The 16,964-nt window shown below is 70.3% G+C and carries 18 protein-coding genes; 13 read left to right on the forward strand and 5 right to left on the reverse strand.

The genetic code is table 11. The features are described from left to right. Positions 1-46 precede the first annotated feature (46 nt). Entirely contained in the window at positions 47-1,393 is a 1,347-nt protein-coding gene (locus B082_RS0102135) for an NAD(P)/FAD-dependent oxidoreductase (protein WP_018550172.1), read from the forward strand. 4 nt (positions 1,394-1,397) lie between these two features. Here the strand turns inward: B082_RS0102135 and B082_RS0102140 are convergent, their stop codons facing one another. Beyond that, on the reverse strand, positions 1,398-3,050 hold the full coding sequence (locus tag B082_RS0102140) for a hypothetical protein (protein WP_018550173.1): 1,653 nt from the start codon (positions 3,048-3,050) through the stop codon (positions 1,398-1,400). 277 nt (positions 3,051-3,327) lie between these two features. Here B082_RS0102140 and lipB point away from each other — a divergent pair, with 277 nt between their 5' ends. The 4 genes from lipB (at position 3,328) to B082_RS0102160 (ending at position 6,478) form a co-directional block, all read left to right on the forward strand. Continuing rightward, a complete protein-coding gene (gene lipB / locus B082_RS0102145; RefSeq protein ID WP_018550174.1) occupies positions 3,328-4,140 on the forward strand; it encodes a lipoyl(octanoyl) transferase LipB in 813 nt (270 codons plus the stop codon). 159 nt (positions 4,141-4,299) lie between these two features. Next, positions 4,300-5,235: a lipoyl synthase gene (gene lipA, locus B082_RS0102150; protein WP_018550175.1), complete on the forward strand. Its 936-nt coding sequence runs from the start codon at positions 4,300-4,302 to the stop codon at positions 5,233-5,235. Positions 5,236-5,541: 306 nt separating this feature from the next. Further along, complete coding sequence (locus tag B082_RS0102155; RefSeq protein ID WP_018550176.1) at positions 5,542-5,757, forward strand: hypothetical protein; 216 nt, start codon at positions 5,542-5,544, stop codon at positions 5,755-5,757. 10 nt (positions 5,758-5,767) lie between these two features. Then, positions 5,768-6,478: a DUF4191 domain-containing protein gene (locus B082_RS0102160; protein WP_018550177.1), complete on the forward strand. Its 711-nt coding sequence runs from the start codon at positions 5,768-5,770 to the stop codon at positions 6,476-6,478. A 265-nt stretch (positions 6,479-6,743) separates the two neighbouring features. On the opposite strand, the gene B082_RS0102165 is transcribed toward B082_RS0102160, so the two are convergent. Together B082_RS0102165 and B082_RS0102170 are read right to left on the reverse strand one after the other, a co-directional pair. After that, positions 6,744-7,517: a glycosyltransferase family 2 protein gene (locus B082_RS0102165; RefSeq protein ID WP_026249336.1), complete on the reverse strand. Its 774-nt coding sequence runs from the start codon at positions 7,515-7,517 to the stop codon at positions 6,744-6,746. A gap of 133 nt (positions 7,518-7,650) precedes the next feature. Next, complete coding sequence (locus B082_RS0102170; RefSeq protein WP_026249337.1) at positions 7,651-8,118, reverse strand: RDD family protein; 468 nt, start codon at positions 8,116-8,118, stop codon at positions 7,651-7,653. A 285-nt stretch (positions 8,119-8,403) separates the two neighbouring features. Here B082_RS0102170 and glnA point away from each other — a divergent pair, with 285 nt between their 5' ends. Beyond that, positions 8,404-9,813 carry a type I glutamate--ammonia ligase gene (gene glnA, locus B082_RS0102175; RefSeq protein WP_018550180.1) on the forward strand — a complete coding sequence of 470 codons (1,410 nt, stop codon included), beginning with the start codon at positions 8,404-8,406 and terminating at the stop codon, positions 9,811-9,813. A 113-nt stretch (positions 9,814-9,926) separates the two neighbouring features. On the opposite strand, the gene B082_RS0102180 is transcribed toward glnA, so the two are convergent. Both B082_RS0102180 and B082_RS39700 read right to left on the reverse strand, forming a co-directional pair. Continuing rightward, positions 9,927-10,439: a GNAT family N-acetyltransferase gene (locus tag B082_RS0102180; RefSeq protein ID WP_018550181.1), complete on the reverse strand. Its 513-nt coding sequence runs from the start codon at positions 10,437-10,439 to the stop codon at positions 9,927-9,929. Next, positions 10,430-11,671, reverse strand: coding sequence for a helix-turn-helix domain-containing protein (locus B082_RS39700; protein ID WP_234018098.1), 1,242 nt, complete (start codon positions 11,669-11,671; stop codon positions 10,430-10,432). The genes B082_RS0102180 and B082_RS39700 overlap by 10 nt, the downstream gene beginning before the upstream one ends. A 242-nt stretch (positions 11,672-11,913) precedes the next feature. On the opposite strand from B082_RS39700, the gene B082_RS39400 reads away from it, so the two are divergent. From B082_RS39400 to B082_RS37680, 7 genes are all read left to right on the forward strand, one after another. Further along, complete coding sequence (locus B082_RS39400) at positions 11,914-12,057, forward strand: hypothetical protein (RefSeq protein ID WP_018550183.1); 144 nt, start codon at positions 11,914-11,916, stop codon at positions 12,055-12,057. Next, positions 12,054-12,266: a hypothetical protein gene (locus tag B082_RS0102195; protein ID WP_018550184.1), complete on the forward strand. Its 213-nt coding sequence runs from the start codon at positions 12,054-12,056 to the stop codon at positions 12,264-12,266. The genes B082_RS39400 and B082_RS0102195 overlap by 4 nt, the downstream gene beginning before the upstream one ends. 163 nt (positions 12,267-12,429) lie before the next feature. Then, entirely contained in the window at positions 12,430-12,570 is a 141-nt protein-coding gene (locus tag B082_RS38765; RefSeq protein ID WP_018550185.1) for an albusnodin family lasso peptide, read from the forward strand. Positions 12,571-12,642: 72 nt separating this feature from the next. Beyond that, complete coding sequence (locus B082_RS0102205) at positions 12,643-14,445, forward strand: albusnodin/ikarugamycin family macrolactam cyclase (protein ID WP_037709235.1); 1,803 nt, start codon at positions 12,643-12,645, stop codon at positions 14,443-14,445. An 11-nt stretch (positions 14,446-14,456) separates the two neighbouring features. Next, entirely contained in the window at positions 14,457-15,002 is a 546-nt protein-coding gene (locus B082_RS0102210) for a lasso peptide biosynthesis B2 protein (RefSeq protein WP_234018099.1), read from the forward strand. Continuing rightward, positions 14,995-15,567 carry a GNAT family N-acetyltransferase gene (locus B082_RS0102215; protein WP_018550188.1) on the forward strand — a complete coding sequence of 191 codons (573 nt, stop codon included), beginning with the start codon at positions 14,995-14,997 and terminating at the stop codon, positions 15,565-15,567. The genes B082_RS0102210 and B082_RS0102215 overlap by 8 nt, the downstream gene beginning before the upstream one ends. Before the next feature lie 119 nt (positions 15,568-15,686). Further along, positions 15,687-16,964, forward strand: coding sequence for an MFS transporter (locus B082_RS37680; protein WP_018550189.1), 1,278 nt, complete (start codon positions 15,687-15,689; stop codon positions 16,962-16,964).

Here is a 16,964-nt window from a genome sequence, read left to right on the forward strand (position 1 = left end):
TGAGGGCAAGAGCCCCCCACCAATCGCGCCGAATCGGGGAGGGCACGTGCTCAGCACGGCACACCACGCGGACGTCGTCGTCATCGGGGCCGGAATCGCCGGCCTGTCAGCGGCCCACCATCTGACCAGCGCGGGAGTCGGGGTCAGCGTCCTGGAGGCCGGCCCCGGCGTCGGCGGCCGGATGACGACCGACGAGGTGGACGGGTTCCGCCTCGACCACGTCGGCCCGCTGCTCAACACCGCCTACCCGGAGCTGCGCACGACGCCCGGTCTCGACGGTCTCGTCCTGCGTACCTTCGACCCCGGCGTCCTCGTCCACAGCGAGGGCCGCCGCCACCGGACCGGGGAGACGCGCGGCACCCAGGGCCCACGCAGCGCACGGGGCGCGTTGAAAGCGGCGCGCGCCCTCGCGAGCGCCCCCAGGCCGCCACGGGCGGGCGCCCTCAGCGGAGCCATGGGCGGCGCGATCGACCACGCACGGCTCGGCGTGGCACTGGCCCGCCTCGCCGCCACCCCGCCGGCCCGCATCCTCGCCCGGCCCGAACGCGCCGCACTCGACGCCCTGTCCGGCCGGCTGTCCGCCCGTACGCTCAACGGCTTCGTACGCCCCCTGCTCACCGCGCTGCTCAGCGACCCGGACCTCGCCACCTCCAGCAGGTACGCCGACCTCGCCCTGCGCACCTACGCGAGCGGGCGGCTGTGCGTACCGGAGGGCGGGGCGGGCACCCTGCCCGAACTCCTCGCGGCTTCCCTGCCGCCCGGCACCGTACGCACCGGGGTGCACGTCACCTCCGCCGACATCACCTCGGTCCGCACCAAGGAACACGGCGAACTGGGCTGCCGCTCCCTGCTGATCGCGACCGGCGCGAGCGCCGCGGCCGAACTGCTGCCGGGCCTGCGCATGCCGTCCTTCCACCCCGTGACGGTGCTCCACCACACCGCCCCCGCTCCCCCGCCGACCGGTGCCTCACTGGTGCTGGACGCCGACCGCTCGGGGCCCGTCGCGCACACCGCGGTGATGAGCGAGGTCGACCCGGCCCGCGCCCCGCGCGGCCGGACCCTGATCAGCTCCACCGTGCTCGGCACCCCGCCTCCCGGCCTCGACCGCGCGGTCCGCGCCCACCTCGCCACGCTCTACGGCGTGCCCACCGACGACTGGGAACTGCTGGCCGCCCACCACGACCCGGAGGCGGTGCCCGCGATGACGCCGCCGCACGACCCGGCCCGCCCGGTCCGGGTGCTCGCGGGCCTGTACGTGTGCGGGGACCACCGCGACACCGGCACGGTCCGGGGCGCCCTGGCGTCCGGCCGGCGGGCCGCCGTCTCGATCCTGAGCGACCTCGGCGTACGGCCGGCCGCCGGGGGCGGGGCGGTGCTCCCCCGGGCCGCCTGACGCCTCAGCCCAGCGCGGCGACCCGTTCGCGGTAGCCGCGCACGGCCGCCGCGTCCCGGAAGGGCTCAAGCCGCCGCTCGAAGTCGCGCACGTACTCCGTGGCCCGTACCGAACGCATCTCGGCGGCCTGCTGGGCGGCCTCCGCGCCCAGCCGGCAGGCCTGCTCCAGCTCGCCGAGGCCGAGCCGGGCGCAGGCCAGCACCACCCGGCAGAACAGCCTGCTGCGGGCGTACGCGGGGGCGCGCAGCTGGAGCGAGCGCTCCGCGTGCTGGGCGGCGGGCCGGTACTGCTGGAGGTCGCGGTGGCAGTGGCCGAACTCGTCGGCGAGCTGCGCCTCGTCGAAGTGGCGCGCCCAGTGCGGCACCTCGTCACCGGGGCGGGCCGTCTCCAGCGCCCGTTCGGCCCGCGCGAGCGAGGCGGTGCACGCCTTGGCGTCCCCGAGCACCGCGTGGCCGCGCGCCTCGACCGCGTGCAGCAGGGCGAGGACGGCGTGGGGGGCGGCGGAGCCGATGCCCTGCTGGGCGACCCTGGCCAGCTGGACCGCCTCCCGGCCGTGCGCGAGGTAGACCGCCTGGCGGCTCATGGTGATGAGGACGTAGCTGCCGTAGGCGCGGTCCCCGGCGGCCTGGGAGAGCCGTAGGGCCTGCACGAAGTAGCGCTGGGCGAGCCCGTGGGCGGCGATGTCGTACGAGGTCCAGCCGGCCAGCCGGGTCAGGTCGGCGGCGGCCGCGAACAGGCGCCGGCCGGTGGCCTCCGTGTACGTGCCGCGCAGCATCGGCTCCGTCTCGTGCTCCAGGTACCGGACGAGGGCCTGCCGGGCGTGACCTCCGCCGTAGGCGTGGTCCAGGGTGCGGAACAGCTCGGCGACCGAGCGCAGGGCGGCGACGTCCCCGTCGCCGACCCGCAGTCCGGAGCCCCGTTCGGTCTGCCGCTGCCGGGGAACGCCGGGGGCGCCGGGCACGGCGGCGGCCGGGGCACCGGGCGGGGCGGGCGTCCCGCCGGGCCTGGAGGGCGCGGGCCCCCGGACGCCGGGCCGGCCGCCGGTCCCCGGGGCCCCGCCCTGTTCGGGCACGCCGGGCAGGGCGCCGGGCGCGGAGCCGTGTGCCGCGTACGGCCCGGAGGCGCCGCGGGAGGCCGCGGGGGCCGGGGCGCCGCCCCCGGTCCGGACCGCGCCACCGGTCCGGACCGGGCTCACGGGGCCGCCCCGGCCGACCCACTCGTCCGCCCGGCCGATCAGCCAGTCCCGGCTGGGGACGACCAGGCCCGCCGGGGTGAAGGCGATCTTCCGCAGCTCGGCGTGGCTGCCGGAGTCCTTGCGCCACAGTCCGCTGACGATGTCGACCGCCTCGGCGGGCGTGGCGGCGAATTCGAGCCCCGCGTAGACGGGGGCGCAGGCGTCCAGGCCCAGGTCCTGTGCGGAGAGCCGGCGGCCGAGCCGCCGGGTGAAGACCTCGGCGATCAGCGCGGGGGTGGTGCCCCGGGGCTGCTGGCCGCGCAGCCAGCGGGTCACGGAGGTCTTGTCGTACCGCAGGTCGAGGCCGTGTTCGAGGCCGAGCTGATCCACCCGGCGGGCGAGGCCGGCGTTGGAGAATCCGGCCTCGGTGATGAGTGAGGCGAGCCGACGGTTGGGGGTGCGCTGCGGGGGTCGTTCCGACATCAGCTGTAGGGTCTCCTGCCTTCTGGGCCGGGCGGGCAGCCCTCAGGGCCTCCTCTGACGAACGGCGCGAATTTAACTGTCGGCGGGGCGGCCCCGGTCTCCTTTGCTCCACATTCATCCGATCGTGTGAGGATTGCGGGCGGTGCTGACGGGAAAGACCTGCCCGTCCCCCGCTCCCCCGACGGTCGTACAGTGGCTCGGGCGCGATTCGTGCAGGGTGACGCGGTGCCGGGGAAACCCTCCGGACCACGGCACCGCGAGTAGAGAGGCTGCTGTCGTGACTGAGCTCCGGTTCGTCCGCCTGGGTTTCGGCGAGGATGCCGTCGACTACCAGGAGGCCTGGCAGAAGCAGCGCGAGGTGCACGCGGCACGGTTCGAGGACACCGTCCCCGACACCTGCCTGCTCCTGGAACACCCGCCCGTCTACACAGCGGGCCGGCGCACGGCCGACAGCGAGCGCCCCCTGGACGGCACCCCGGTCATCGACGTGGACCGCGGCGGCAAGATCACCTGGCACGGCCCCGGCCAGCTCGTCGGCTACCCGATCCAGAAGCTCCCCCGCCCGGTGGACGTCGTCGCGCACGTGCGCCGCCTGGAGGAGGCGCTGATCCGCACCGCCGCCGAGTTCGGCGTCGAGACCACCCGGGTCGAGGGCCGCAGCGGCGTCTGGGTCCTGGGCGACCCGGTCGAGCGGCGCCCCGCCGTCGGCGGCCTCACCCTCGACTTCGACCCGCGCATGCAGGACGACGAGTTCGACCCCCGGCTCAACGGCCCGGAGTACGCCCCGTCCAACGCCGGCCAGCGCCGCGAGGACCGCAAGCTGGCCGCGATCGGCATCCGGGTCGCCAAGGGCGTGACCATGCACGGCTTCTCGTTCAACGTGAACCCGGACAACACCTGGTTCGACCGGATCGTGCCCTGCGGCATCCGGGACGCGGGCGTCACCTCGCTCGCGTACGAACTCGGCCGCGACATCACCATCGCCGAGGTCCTCCCGGTCGTCGAGAAGCACCTGCGCGACATCCTGGAGAACGCCGAGCCGGCCCCGCGCGTCGTCGCCCGCGCCGACGACGCCATGGCCACGGCGTGACCCACGGAACACGCCTCCGGGAATAGGCCCTGCCGCCCCCAGGTTGGGCAGACGTAAAGCCGAATGAACTACGGGCGTACCCTGGTGTTCGCCGAAGAATCCAATGCAGTGAAAGCAAAGGGGAGTGCCGGAGTGTCTGTCGCACCTGACGGGCGCAAGATGCTGCGCCTTGAGGTCCGGAACAGCCAGACCCCCATCGAGCGCAAGCCCGAGTGGATCAAAACCCGGGCCAAGATGGGTCCTGAGTACAACCAGCTGCAGAAACTCGTCAAGAGCGAGGGCCTGCACACGGTGTGCCAGGAGGCCGGCTGCCCCAACATCTTCGAGTGCTGGGAGGACCGCGAGGCCACGTTCCTCATCGGCGGCGACCAGTGCACCCGGCGTTGTGACTTCTGCCAGATCGACACGGGCAAGCCGCAGGCGCTGGACCGGGACGAGCCCCGCCGTGTCGGCGAGTCGGTCGTCACGATGGACCTGAACTACGCCACGATCACCGGCGTCGCCCGCGACGACCTGGAGGACGGCGGCGCCTGGCTGTACGCGGAGACCGTGCGCCAGATCCACGCGCAGACGGCGGAGCGGGAGGGCGGCCACACCAAGGTCGAGCTGCTGATCCCCGACTTCAACGCCGAGCCCGAGCAGCTCGCCGAGGTCTTCTCCTCGCGCCCGGAGGTGCTGGGGCACAACGTGGAGACGGTACCGCGCATCTTCAAGCGGATCCGGCCCGGCTTCCGCTACGAGCGCTCCCTGGAGGTCATCACCCGGGCCCGCGAGGCCGGTCTGGTGACCAAGTCCAACCTGATCCTCGGCATGGGCGAGACCCGCGAGGAGGTCAGCCAGGCGCTCCGGGACCTGCACGACGCCGGCTGCGAGCTCATCACGATCACCCAGTACCTGCGGCCGTCCCCGCGCCACCACCCGGTCGAGCGCTGGGTGAAGCCGCACGAGTTCGTGGAGCTGAAGGACGAGGCCGACGCGATCGGCTACTCGGGCGTGATGTCCGGACCGCTGGTCCGCTCCTCCTACCGCGCGGGCCGGCTGTTCCAGCAGGCGATGGACCGGCGCGGGGCCCAGATCGCGGCGCCTTCCGCGTAAGCACCGCGCGACCGCCCTGTGTGAAATCGCGCACAAGCGGCTACCGCCGAGTAATGGCCGAACCGACGCGGTCCTTCCACTCCTCGCAGGTCCGAGAGGCCACCGGGGCGCGGACGGACCGCGTCGGCGTGCGCGGCGCCGATATCAGGGTTTCATTGGTGTTTGACCGACCGGTCATGCGCTGGTAACACCGGACAGTGACGCTGGATGAACGCGCAGCGCGGTGACTTCGACCGCCACCGCCGACCCTGCGCCCCGTCTCCAGTCCGCGCAGCACACGCACATCGTTTTGAGGGGACTTCCACGATGCAGGCCGCGCCGGTACGCGCCACCGTCATCCCGACCGTCACCGATGCCCTCCGCGCCGTCGAGTCGCTGCTGCTGAGCAGCGGCCAGCGCACCGCCCGCCGCAACGCCTGGACGGCCGTCCTGGAGGACCGCCGCCGGGCCAAGGACCGGGCCGAGTCCGGCTACGCACTGGAACGGGAGGCCGTGGCCGCCCGTCGTTCCCGGGCCACGTAAACTTCCTTGCATGGCGAGGAAGGCAAACACCACTGAAGGCGCGGACAGCGCCGAGAACGCGGGGCGGCTCAAGCAGATCGCCCTGACCTACAAGATGACCAGGCGGACCGACACCAAGATCGGTCTTGTGGTCGCGGGTGTGGGAATCGTCACCTTCGGTGTCATCCTCGCGATCGGTTTCCTGATCGACCACCCGATCTACCTGGGCATCCTGGGCTTCGTGCTCGCCCTCCTCGCGATGGCGATCGTCTTCGGACGGCGCGCCGAGCGCGCGGCCTTCGGGCAGATGGAGGGCCAGCCCGGCGCCGCGGCCGCGGTGCTGGACCGCGTGGGCCGCGGCTGGACGACGACGCCCGCGGTCGCGATGAACCGCAACCAGGACGTCGTCCACCGCGCCGTGGGCAAGGCGGGCATCGTGCTGGTCGCCGAGGGCAATCCGAACCGGGTGAAGAGCCTGCTCGCGGCCGAGAAGAAGCGGATGGCCCGCATCGTCGTCGACGTCCCCGTCCACGACATCATCGTCGGCAACGGCGAGGGCCAGGTGCCGCTGAAGAAGGTGCGCACCAAGATGCTGAAGCTGCCGCGCGTACTGACCGGCCCCCAGGTCACCGCCGCCAACGACCGGCTGCGCGCGATGGGCGACCTGATGAGCAACATGCCGCTGCCGAAGGGCCCCCTCCCCGGCCGCGGGGGCGCCGGCCGCCCGCCCCGCGCACGCTAGCCGCGGGCTCCCGCGGCGGTCGTCTCCCACATATGAAGCCTGTGACAGGGCGCCTGCGGCGCCCTGTCACAGGCTTCATATGTTCCGGATCCGGACAGGCCCTAAGGGCTGTCCCGCAATTCCTGGCGGGCGCACGACGTCAGCTACGGCACCTCGCCGCGTTGTCGAAACGCCCGAATACATCCAGTATGCGGGCGCCTCTCCGCCTTGCGATGCACCGCATCTGACGCCGCGCGCTGATCCGCCAGGAATTGCGGGACAGCCCTTAGATCCGCCTCTTGCGCAGCGAGTGCCAGGCGGCCCCTGCCAGCGCCCGCGTCGACCGGGGCACCGAAAGCTGTTCGTGCTCCCGGTACAGGGCCCAGTTGTACGGGATGAGTGACAGCTTGTTCGAGGACAGCGATCCCGGACGCTGGGCCCTGTACACGGCCAGCGGCTCCGGGAGCCCCGCGGCATCGAACCCGTCACGCATGATGGACAGCCACAGGGCGTAGTCCTGGCGCTTGGGCATCTCCGGCATCAGCCGCGTACCCAGGACCGTGCGGTCGTACATCGCGGTCAGCGCACCGATGTGGTCCTGAAGCAGCATCGCGCGGTAGTCGACGCGTTCCTGGACGGGGACGATGCGCCCGTTCGGCTCGAAATCGGAGCTCTCACCGACGTGATCGGCGTCCATCTTGTAGTAGGCGGTGAATGTCAGAGGCACCTGCGCCGTCGCCGCGAACGCGAGTTGCCGCTCCAGCTTCTCCGGCAGCCACATGTCGTCACTGTCGAGGAAGGCGATGTAGTCCCCGTTGGCCCGCTCCATGGCGAGGTTACGAGCCCGGCCCGCGCCGCCCCGCTCCGGGGCCGTTTCCGGGCGGACGCGTTCGTCCTGCCGGGCGAATTCCTCCAGCAGGTCCATGGACCCGTCCGAGGACTGGTCATCGGTGACCAGCAGTTCCAGATCGCTGTGCGTCTGGGTGAGCACCGACCGGACCGCAGCACCGAGAGTGACTGCCGAGTTGTACACCGGCATCACGACAGACACCAAGGGCACAGCGCTTCTCCCTGATAGACCGAATTCTCATTCCGACCGGAATTTTAGTAGGAGCCGCGTCCAGCCCCGACAGCGAGAGGGCGGGCCGTGAACCTCGTGGTTCACGGCCCGCCCTCTTCGCGCTGCGTACGGCTCAGAGGCGGACCTGGACCGCGCGGGCGAGGCGGTCGTGGAGGCCGCGGCCGTCGCGGTCCCAGACGAGGGCCGGGATCGCCAGGCAGAGCAGCACGCTGCGGATGAGGACGCGTACGAGGCCGAGGCGGCCGCCGTCCTCGGCGATGACGCGGATGCCCATGAGGCGCTTGCCGGGGGTGCAGCCGATGGTGCCGAGGGTGAGCACGCTCATGACGAGGAAGATGCCGAGCGCCCAGTTGCCCGCGGACTGCTGGTCACCGCGAGCGAACAGTCCGTATGCGATCAGCAGGCACAGGGCCCAGTCGATGAAGAGAGCTCCGAAGCGCCGGCCGAGCGGGGCGATGGCCCCCGGGCCCTGCTCGGGGAGGCCGAGCCGCTTGCCCCGGTAGCCGAAGTCGGCGCCCATCTCCTCGGCGGCCGCGCGCGGCCCGGAGAGCCACGATCCGATTGCTTGCCTGTTGTCCACCCGACCACGGTACTGCGCCCGCCCGCGCCTCTTCCCCGGCGGGTGTCGTCCCATTCCCCGGACATCCGGGCGAGACGGCCGGGAAACCCGCCGGACCCCGGTACGAAGGCGGCCGGGGGGCTGTTCGACCGCCTGTCGCACCCGGCTCGGTTAACTTCGGCGAAACAAATGGGTCATGCTTGAGAAATCCGGTCTGCCTATGGTCGGGTCCAGCGTGTGCCACCGCACTGGTCACACAACGAGCTGCAACCCCGTCCCTCCCGGGCCGGGAGTAGGAGGAGTTGGATGTTCCAGAACGCCGACGACGCGAAGAAGTTCATCGCCGACAACGACGTCAAGTTCATCGATGTCCGGTTCTGTGACCTGCCCGGTGTGATGCAGCACGTCACCGTGCCGGCGGCGACCTTCAACCCGGCCGACGAGCTTGCCTTCGACGGCTCGTCGATCCGCGGCTTCCAGGCCATCCACGAGTCCGACATGGCGCTGCGCGCGGACCTGTCGACCGCCCGCGTCGACCCCTTCCGCCGCGACAAGACCATCAACATCAACTTCTTCATCCACGACCCGATCACCGGCGAGCAGTACAGCCGTGACCCGCGGAACGTGGCCAAGAAGGCCGAGGCCTACCTCGCCTCGACCGGCATCGCCGACACCGCGTACTTCGGCCCGGAGGCCGAGTTCTACGTCTTCGACAACGTCCGCTTCCAGACGTCGGCGAACGAGAGCTTCTACCACATCGACTCCGAGGCCGGCGCCTGGAACACCGGTGCGATCGAGAACAACCGCGGTTACAAGGTCCGCTACAAGGGCGGTTACTTCCCCGTCTCGCCGGTCGACCACTTCGCCGACCTGCGCGCCGAGATGTCCCTGGAGCTGGAGAACAGCGGCCTTCAGATCGAGCGCCAGCACCACGAGGTCGGCACCGGCGGCCAGGCCGAGATCAACTACAAGTTCAACACGCTGCTCGCCGCGGCCGACGACCTGATGCTCTTCAAGTACATCGTGAAGAACGTCGCCTGGCGCAACGGCAAGACCGCGACCTTCATGCCGAAGCCGATCTTCGGCGACAACGGCTCGGGCATGCACGTCCACCAGTCCCTGTGGGCCGGCGGCGACCCGCTGTTCTACGACGAGCAGGGCTACGCGGGCCTCTCGGACATGGCGCGCTACTACATCGGCGGCATCCTGAAGCACGCCCCGTCGCTGCTGGCCTTCACCAACCCGACGGTGAACTCCTACCACCGCCTGGTCCCCGGCTTCGAGGCCCCGGTCAACATGGTGTACTCGCAGCGCAACCGCTCCGCCGCGATGCGCATCCCGATCACCGGCTCCAACCCGAAGGCCAAGCGCGTCGAGTTCCGCGCCCCGGACCCGTCGTCCAACCCGTACCTGGCCTTCTCGGCCCTCCTGATGGCCGGCCTGGACGGCATCAAGAACAAGATCGAGCCCGCCGAGCCGATCGACAAGGACCTCTACGAGCTGGCTCCCGAGGAGCACGCCAACGTCCAGCAGGTCCCGACCTCCCTCCCGGCCGTCCTGGACGCCCTGGAGGCGGACAACGAGTACCTCCAGGCGGGCGGCGTCTTCACGTCCGACCTGATCGAGACGTGGATCGACTACAAGCGCACCCACGAGATCGCCCCGATCCAGCTGCGCCCGCACCCGCACGAGTTCGAGCTGTACTTCGACCTCTAAATCGCGCGGCCCGAACGCGCCCGCACCGCCGGTCGGAACCTGATGGCGTACCGGCGCGGCCACGCCGGAGCCAGAGCCCTGCCACTCTTCACGGAGAGTGGCAGGGCTCTTCGCTAACTCTCTCGCAGCGTTCTGACCATGACCGCGTACAGCGGGGAGTCGTCGGAGGGCTTGGCCCCGTCCCGCTTCTCGTAGCCCCACTTCTCGTACAGGGCCTGCACCCTCGGGTGGGTGGAGTCGACCAGGAGCGTCACGAAGTCGACCTCGACCGATCGGATCAGTGCGTCGTGGATCTGCTGCGCCCGGCCGGTCCCCTGCCACTGGGGTACCACCATCAGCTCGGACAGGGCGAAGATCCGGCCGCGCACATCCCTGGGCCGGTCCGATCCCTTCCACCAGCCGCCCGGCTTGAACCTCGAACCGTACGCGTACCCGATCGGTCCGCCGTCCTCCCAGCCCGAGACGCACAGCCAGTTCTCGCGCCCGGACCACAGGTCGACGTAGTGCGAGAACCGCTCGCGCGAGTGAAACGGGTCGGGCTCGTCCGCGTAGACCTCGTCATGTATGTCCAGGAGCAAGGAACGCACGTCCTGCGCATCGGCGTGCGTGTGCGTCTTCAGATCCATCGGCGTGACTCCTCGATCCAGCTCACGACCTCGGCCGCCTTCGTGCCCGTGGCCTCAATGACTTGGCGAGTGACAGCGAGCGTCCTCGTCGTGCGCAGCGACCCGGACGCCGGCAGCAGCATCTCGTACGCGCGGCGTCCTGTTCCGGCGGCAAGCTCCACCTCTCCCTGCCTCGCCTGGGAAAGCGATAGGTGCGCCGTGTAGAGGGCCTTGTTCCGGACCATGTCGTCGGGGATCCCCGCAAGAGTGTGGTGGAGGCAGGACTCGGCCCGCTCGTGTTCCCCCAGTGCGGTCCAGACGTACGACGCCAGGGCGTTGTATTCGGCCCAGTCGTAGAACGAGATCCACGCGGAGGGCCGTACATCGTCGGCGCGTCCGAATGCCTTCTCCGCGAAGCTCATGGCCCGCAGCGATTCGGTGGGCTGATGCAACCTCGCCAAGGCGTTCGCGTGCCGCATGTGTCCCAGCGACGCATACAGCGGGTCCCGCCGGGCGGTCGAGGACCGCTTCATGACCTCGGCGCCGGCCGCCGCCTCGGCGTGGTTCTCGCGTTGGCTGGAGGTGAGCATCAAGTGATCCCAAACGCGGTACATGCCCTCCCCCTCACGCGCCAGACCCGCGAGGGGGAGGGCTTTGTCGAGGTGGGAGCGGGCACGCTGTGGAGCGCTTGCGTCGATGGCGGCGAAGGCCGCCAGACACATGGCATCGGAGGCGAGCCGGTACATCTGGCGCTGCACGCGGTCCGAGGCGCCACCGCCGGCGAGCGACGACTGGATACGTGCCGTGAGCTCGATGGCTCTGTTCTCGACCCTCCGCGCCCCGCCGAGTCGCGAGTCATCGCGCAGCAGCTCGGTGTACTCCAGGTGAAACCGGTCGGCGTCGCACTGTCCCAACCGCGTGAGGCGTGGCGAGGTGGCAACGGCCGCGACGGTTCCGGTCGCTGCGACAAGGAAAGTACGGCGGTGCACTGGGCCCTCCGCTTGTACGGCGGTACGTGGTGGGGCGAACCCCAGATCCGCGACAGGGCAGCCGAATACCGCCTCAAGTGCGGCACACGTGCGGCCGATCGGTCTGCGGGTGCTGCCGTTGAGAAGGTTGCGCACTGTCCGCGCGGACACATCGCCCGGCCTCCCTCCGAGCTCGTCGAGCGCGATGTTCATCCGACGTGCTAATTCGTCCTGCGTCAGACCAAGTTCGTCCATCCGGCCTCGCAGGATGACGTTCGCTCCCATGCGGCAGAACGTAGCCGGGTCGGTACGTCCGAACCAGCCGTCGGGTAATACGGACGCAAAGTTTTCCGGTTGGCTGTTGGCGCCTCGACGGCGACCTTTCCTGTCCACAGCCGCCCGACGGTCGTTGACTGGTCATACGCCCCGGAGGTTGAAGGACGCTCCGGGCGGTTCCCCCGAAGCAGCGGCCACGCCCTGTCTGTGGTACGGCCCGCTGCACCAGCCCTCACCCGCAGGAGTGCGCGATGACCACGCCCCTCCCCGCCGACGAGCAGCCGGAGTACGGCGTCCCGAGCTCCGACCTGACAGCCCGTGCCCACGAAGGGTTCGCGGTGTTCCTCGCCCAGTTCGAGGACAACGACCCGCCGGACGAGGAGGTCGCACAATGACCGCCGTCGGCATCGGATCGTTCTTCCACGAAGACGGCCACCCCTGGCTGCATCGACAAGTCCGCGACGTCGCGAGCCGGGGCGAAGGCAAGCTCACCGCGATCGTCCACGAGAGGACAAACGGACGAACTGTTCGTGTCGCGCATGTGCGGCCCGCATCCGGGGTCGAGTGGACGACGTCCGTAGACAACCTCCAGCTCATCCCGTGAGACAGCGATTGGCAGTCCTCTCGGACACCATCCTCACCGTTCTCGCACGGCCCTCGCCGACACGTTCGGGAAGGTAGCCCACTGACTTCCGCCCCGCCGCATCACCAGCCCGGGGCGGGTGCACCACCAGGCATCACTCGCACATTTACAGGAGGGCACCACCATGATCGACACCTGCAACGAGAACAGCGACACCGCTCCCGAGAAGAAATCGGTGGCGGTCGACCTTGGCGATGTCGCTGAGCTGACCGAGGGCCAAGGCGGCGGACAGTCGGAGGACAAGCGCCGCGCGTACAACTGCTGATCCCTGTCGCACCGGGCGCGGCCCTGGCCCTCGGGCTGGGGCCGTTCCCCGCTTTTGACCCTGGAGGACACGTTGCCCATCGGCGGATTCAGCGCCAACCGGCCCGACCTTCCTCGGCCGCTCGGCGCGGAGAGCATCACCACGACCTCTCTGTGGCGACTCGGCAGCGCCCCCGTCCGCACGGCCCAGCGGCCCGGCCGACGCGTCCATGTCATCGGCTTGTGCGGAGCCACGGCTGAAGAGGTGCAGTCTCTCGCCGACGGCCTTGTCCCCACCCACGCGACGTGGCAGTGGCCGGGTACCTACGCGGTCTTGGAGGAACTGGAGCACGGCCTTGTCCTCCATACCGACCCGGCCGCCGCACTCCCCCTGTACGCGGTCGCCTGGCGCGGGACCTGGGCCTGGTCGACATCGGCGCGCCACCTTGCCGCCCTGGCGGACGCGCGCATCGACATAAGGCGCCTGGCCTGCGCGTTCCTCGCCCCATCCGTGCCCGCATTGGCTTCTGGCCGTACGTACTTCTCCGGAGTCGAACAGCTCCCACCCGGCAGCCGCATCGAACTCCCTGCCACCGGAGACCGCTACACGTGCAGCAGCATGTGGTGTCCCGACCCCCTCAATGGACCACCGCCACACCTGCGCTTGCGTAGCGCCCTCACTGCCGCCGTACGTCTCCGCGCCGACACCGACCCGGCCCTGTCCAGCGACCTTTCCGGTGGCCTCGACTCCACCACGGTCGCCGTCCTCGCCTCCTGCGCCGTGCCGGACCCGGTCAACGCCGTCACCGTCCACCCCAGAGGCGTCCTCGACGGCGCCGACCTCCGTTACGCTCGGCTCACCGCTGCGGCCTTCCACGGCAGGCTCCGCCACCATCTCCTCCCGCTCGGCGATGAACACCGGCCGTACACCGGGCTCACCGACATACCCGTGACCGGCGAACCCGCGCCTTCCACGCTTACGCAGATCCGGCTCCTGGCCCAATTCCGCTGGATGCGCCGGGAACTCGGCACCCGCACCCACCTGACCGGCGACGGCGGGGACAGCATTCTCTTCCAGCCGCCGGCCCATCTTGCCGACCTCCTGCGCCATCGCAGGTACATCCGCGCCGCCCGCGACGCGCTCGGATGGGCTCGGCTTCGCCACACCGCCGTCGCCCCGCTGCTTCGCTCCGCAGCGATGATGACGACCACCACTCGCGAGCACGCCTTGACAACTGTCGCCACCGAATTGAGCAACGGAGTCAAGCAGAATCGGGAGAATGTCGGGTGGTTCTCCGCCCTCCCCGTGCCCTCATGGGCAAACCCCTCAGCCGTACGCCTCCTCACCGAGGCCACCGAGGGCTACGCTGCCGAGCCCGACCCGCTGCCGGGTCCGGACGCCTCAGTGCGCATCCTCGTGGACGAGATCCGGGAGGTGGCGCGCACGGCGGTGGCCGATGCCGAACTGGCCGACGCCTGCGGAATCGAGCTGCACAATCCGTTCCTGGACGCCTCCGTGGTCGACGCGGTGCTACGGACCCCGCTGGGCCGGCGCCCCCCGCTCTACGCCTACAAGCCGGTGCTGACGCGGGCGTTCGCAGATCTGCTCCCCGCCGAACTAGCAGCCCGTACCACGAAGGGCGCCTTCGAGGCAGACCACTACGGCGGACTGCGCGCCGCGCTTCCCGGACTGCTCGCCACCGGGGGCATGAACCTGGCCTCGCTCGGCCTGATCGACGCGAAGCGCTTCCGTGACCAGATCCTCCGGGCCGCCGCCGGGGCGCCTATGCCACTCGCGCACATCGAGCAGGCCTTGGCCGCCGACGCCTGGTTGCACGCCCTCATCCACGCTCCCGAGCCCGTGTGGGTCGCTCGTGTCCCCGGAAAGGTGGAGTGATGGAGCGGTCCGTGGACTTCGGTCACGTACAGGTCGTCATCAACTACGACACCGGCGGCGTGCGCTGTCTGATCCCTGCAGAGCCTGCCCCGTCGACCGCTCCGAAGGCGAGTTGGGGCAGCACCGAGCACCCCGCCGGCCTCACTGTCCCCCACAGCGCATGGAGCTCCACCGCAGCCGCCGTCCTCGCCGGCGTCCTGGCGGTGAAAGCAGCGGGGAAGAAGGAAACCGCCATGCGACGCCTCATCGATGTCATACGCACAGCGACGTCAACAACCACACACCCCGCCACCCCCGAGCAGGCCGAGCGTGCTGTCCTCGCCGTGCGCCGGGCCGCCTGGTTCTCTCCCGCCCGAACCGCCTGTCTGGAAGAGTCGGCCGCCGCCGTGCTTCTCCTCGCCCTCCGGCGCCGGTCTGTCGTCTGGTGCCACGGCGTCGCGCCGGACCCCGTACGCCTGCACGCATGGGTCCAGACTGGCGAAGGAGTTCCCGTAGCCGAACCGCCGTCCACGTTCCTCTACACGCCCGTCTTGATGATCGGAGATACCCATGACTGAGCCGGCTCTGTGGCTGACCACCAAGACCTGCGGCCTCGGCTCCTACCGCGCCGATCTGGTCGAGACGTACTGGAAATGGGAGCAGGACCTCACCCTGATGATCGGCTACGGCCGCCAGGCCCCCGAGTCCTTGGAGGCCCGCGCCGAAGGGATGCAGCACCAGCTCCGGGGATCGAACACCCGCTTCACCGTCTACGACCTGGCCGGCACCGAGCCCGTCCCGGTCGGCGTCACCACTCTGCTGCCCGACGATTCCGTACGCACCGCCGAGTTCGTCGTCATGCTGGCGCGCGAAGCCCGTGGACGCGGCCTCGGCACCGAAGCGACTCGCCTGACCCTCGACTACGCGTTCCACGTGGCCAACCTGCGCATGGTGTGGCTCAAGGTGCTGGCTCCGAACGCGGCCGGGCTCAAGGCGTACGAGCGCGCCGGGTTCCAGCCAGCGGGAAAGCTGCGCGAGGCCGGATACTGGCTCGGCCAGGTCTGCGACGAGGTGCTGATGGATGCTCTGGCGCAGGACTTCACCGGGCCTTCGGCGGTGCAGGCGCTCCTGGGCCGTGTCTGACCCAGGGTCTCGGGTCGACTCGCGGAGGGTCGCCCACCTAATTCGATTGCGGCGGCTTCCCGCCATGGACATGCTGTGCGTCGTCAAGATGCCGGCCGGCGCCTGGGGGCGGGGACTCGATGACCGTACAAGCCGGCACGGGCGCGGAGGACGTCCAGGATCGAAGGACTCACGCGGCCTTCGGTCTCTTCTACACGTCGTTCGTCGTGTCGGCCCTGGGCGACGCCTTCCGGCTCCTCGCCGTCAACGTATGGATCTTCAACGCCACTTCGGGCTCCACCGGTGCCCGGCTGCTCGTGGTGCTGCTGGCGAATCTGCCCGGGATGCTGCTCGGCGGCCTGTCCGGTGTCGTCGCGGACCGCTACGACAAGTACACCGTGCTCATCGCTTCCGACCTGGTCCGTACGGGGGTGGGGCTCGGGCTCGCGTGGTGCGCGCTCGATTCCCGTACGGTTCCCGCTCTCGTTCTGATCGCGGTGGGCAACGGCGTCGGCGTCTTCTTCAACAGTTCGTCGTTCTCGCTGCTGCCGCGGCTGGTGAGCGAGGAGCGGTTGCCGCGCGCCAACGGGTTCATGGAGACCGGGCAGTGGGTCGTGCAGATCGTGGGGCCGTCCCTCGCCGCGATCACCCTGGCGACCGGCTCCGCGAGTCTCGCCTTCGCCCTCGACAGCGCGTCCTTCATCGTGTCCGCCGTGATCCTCCGGTGCCTGCGCGGGGTGCTGAGGGCGCCGGGGCCGCAGCCGGTGGACGCCGGGCGGGCGGCGGGCGAGGAGGACGAGAGGGGCGGCGGGCACTGGGCGGACTTCACCGACGGCGTCAGGATCATCCGGCGGAGCAAGGACATCCGTGCGCTGCTGCTCGCGTCCTACGGGATCGCGTTCCTGACCGCCTGCACGAGCTACGGGCTGATCTTCGTCGTCGCACGCACCTTCGCGCTGCACGCCTCGGCTCTCGGGTACATCTACTCGCTGAACGGAGCGGTCGCCGTGATCGCCGCGGTGCTGGCCACCGCGCTGGCGAAACAGGCGTTCCTGGGGCGGCTCATGGCACTGTCGATGCTGGGGCTGTGCGTGGCACAGGTGGTCATGGGTGTGGCGCCGAACATCTACGTGCTGGGAGTCGGTGTCGCCATCAGCGCCCTCGCCAACGCCCCGTACAACGTGTCGGTGACGTCCCTGTACATGAGCAGGATTCCGGCCGCGTATCTCGGCCGGGTCGAGGGCATCGACACGATGATCGACAACTTCATCAGCGTCTGCGGGTTCACGGCCGCTTCGGTGATCGTGCTGTGGTGGAACCCGCAGGCGATCTTCCTGATATCGGCCGCCGTCGCCCTTCCCAGCCTGCTCCTCGCCTTCACGCGGGTGGCCGGGGAGGGCGCGGCGGGCGCCGAGTAG

The organism is Streptomyces sp. ATexAB-D23 (assembly GCF_000373645.1).
In the GTDB taxonomy this organism is placed as follows: Bacteria; Actinomycetota; Actinomycetes; order Streptomycetales; family Streptomycetaceae; genus Streptomyces; species Streptomyces castrisilvae.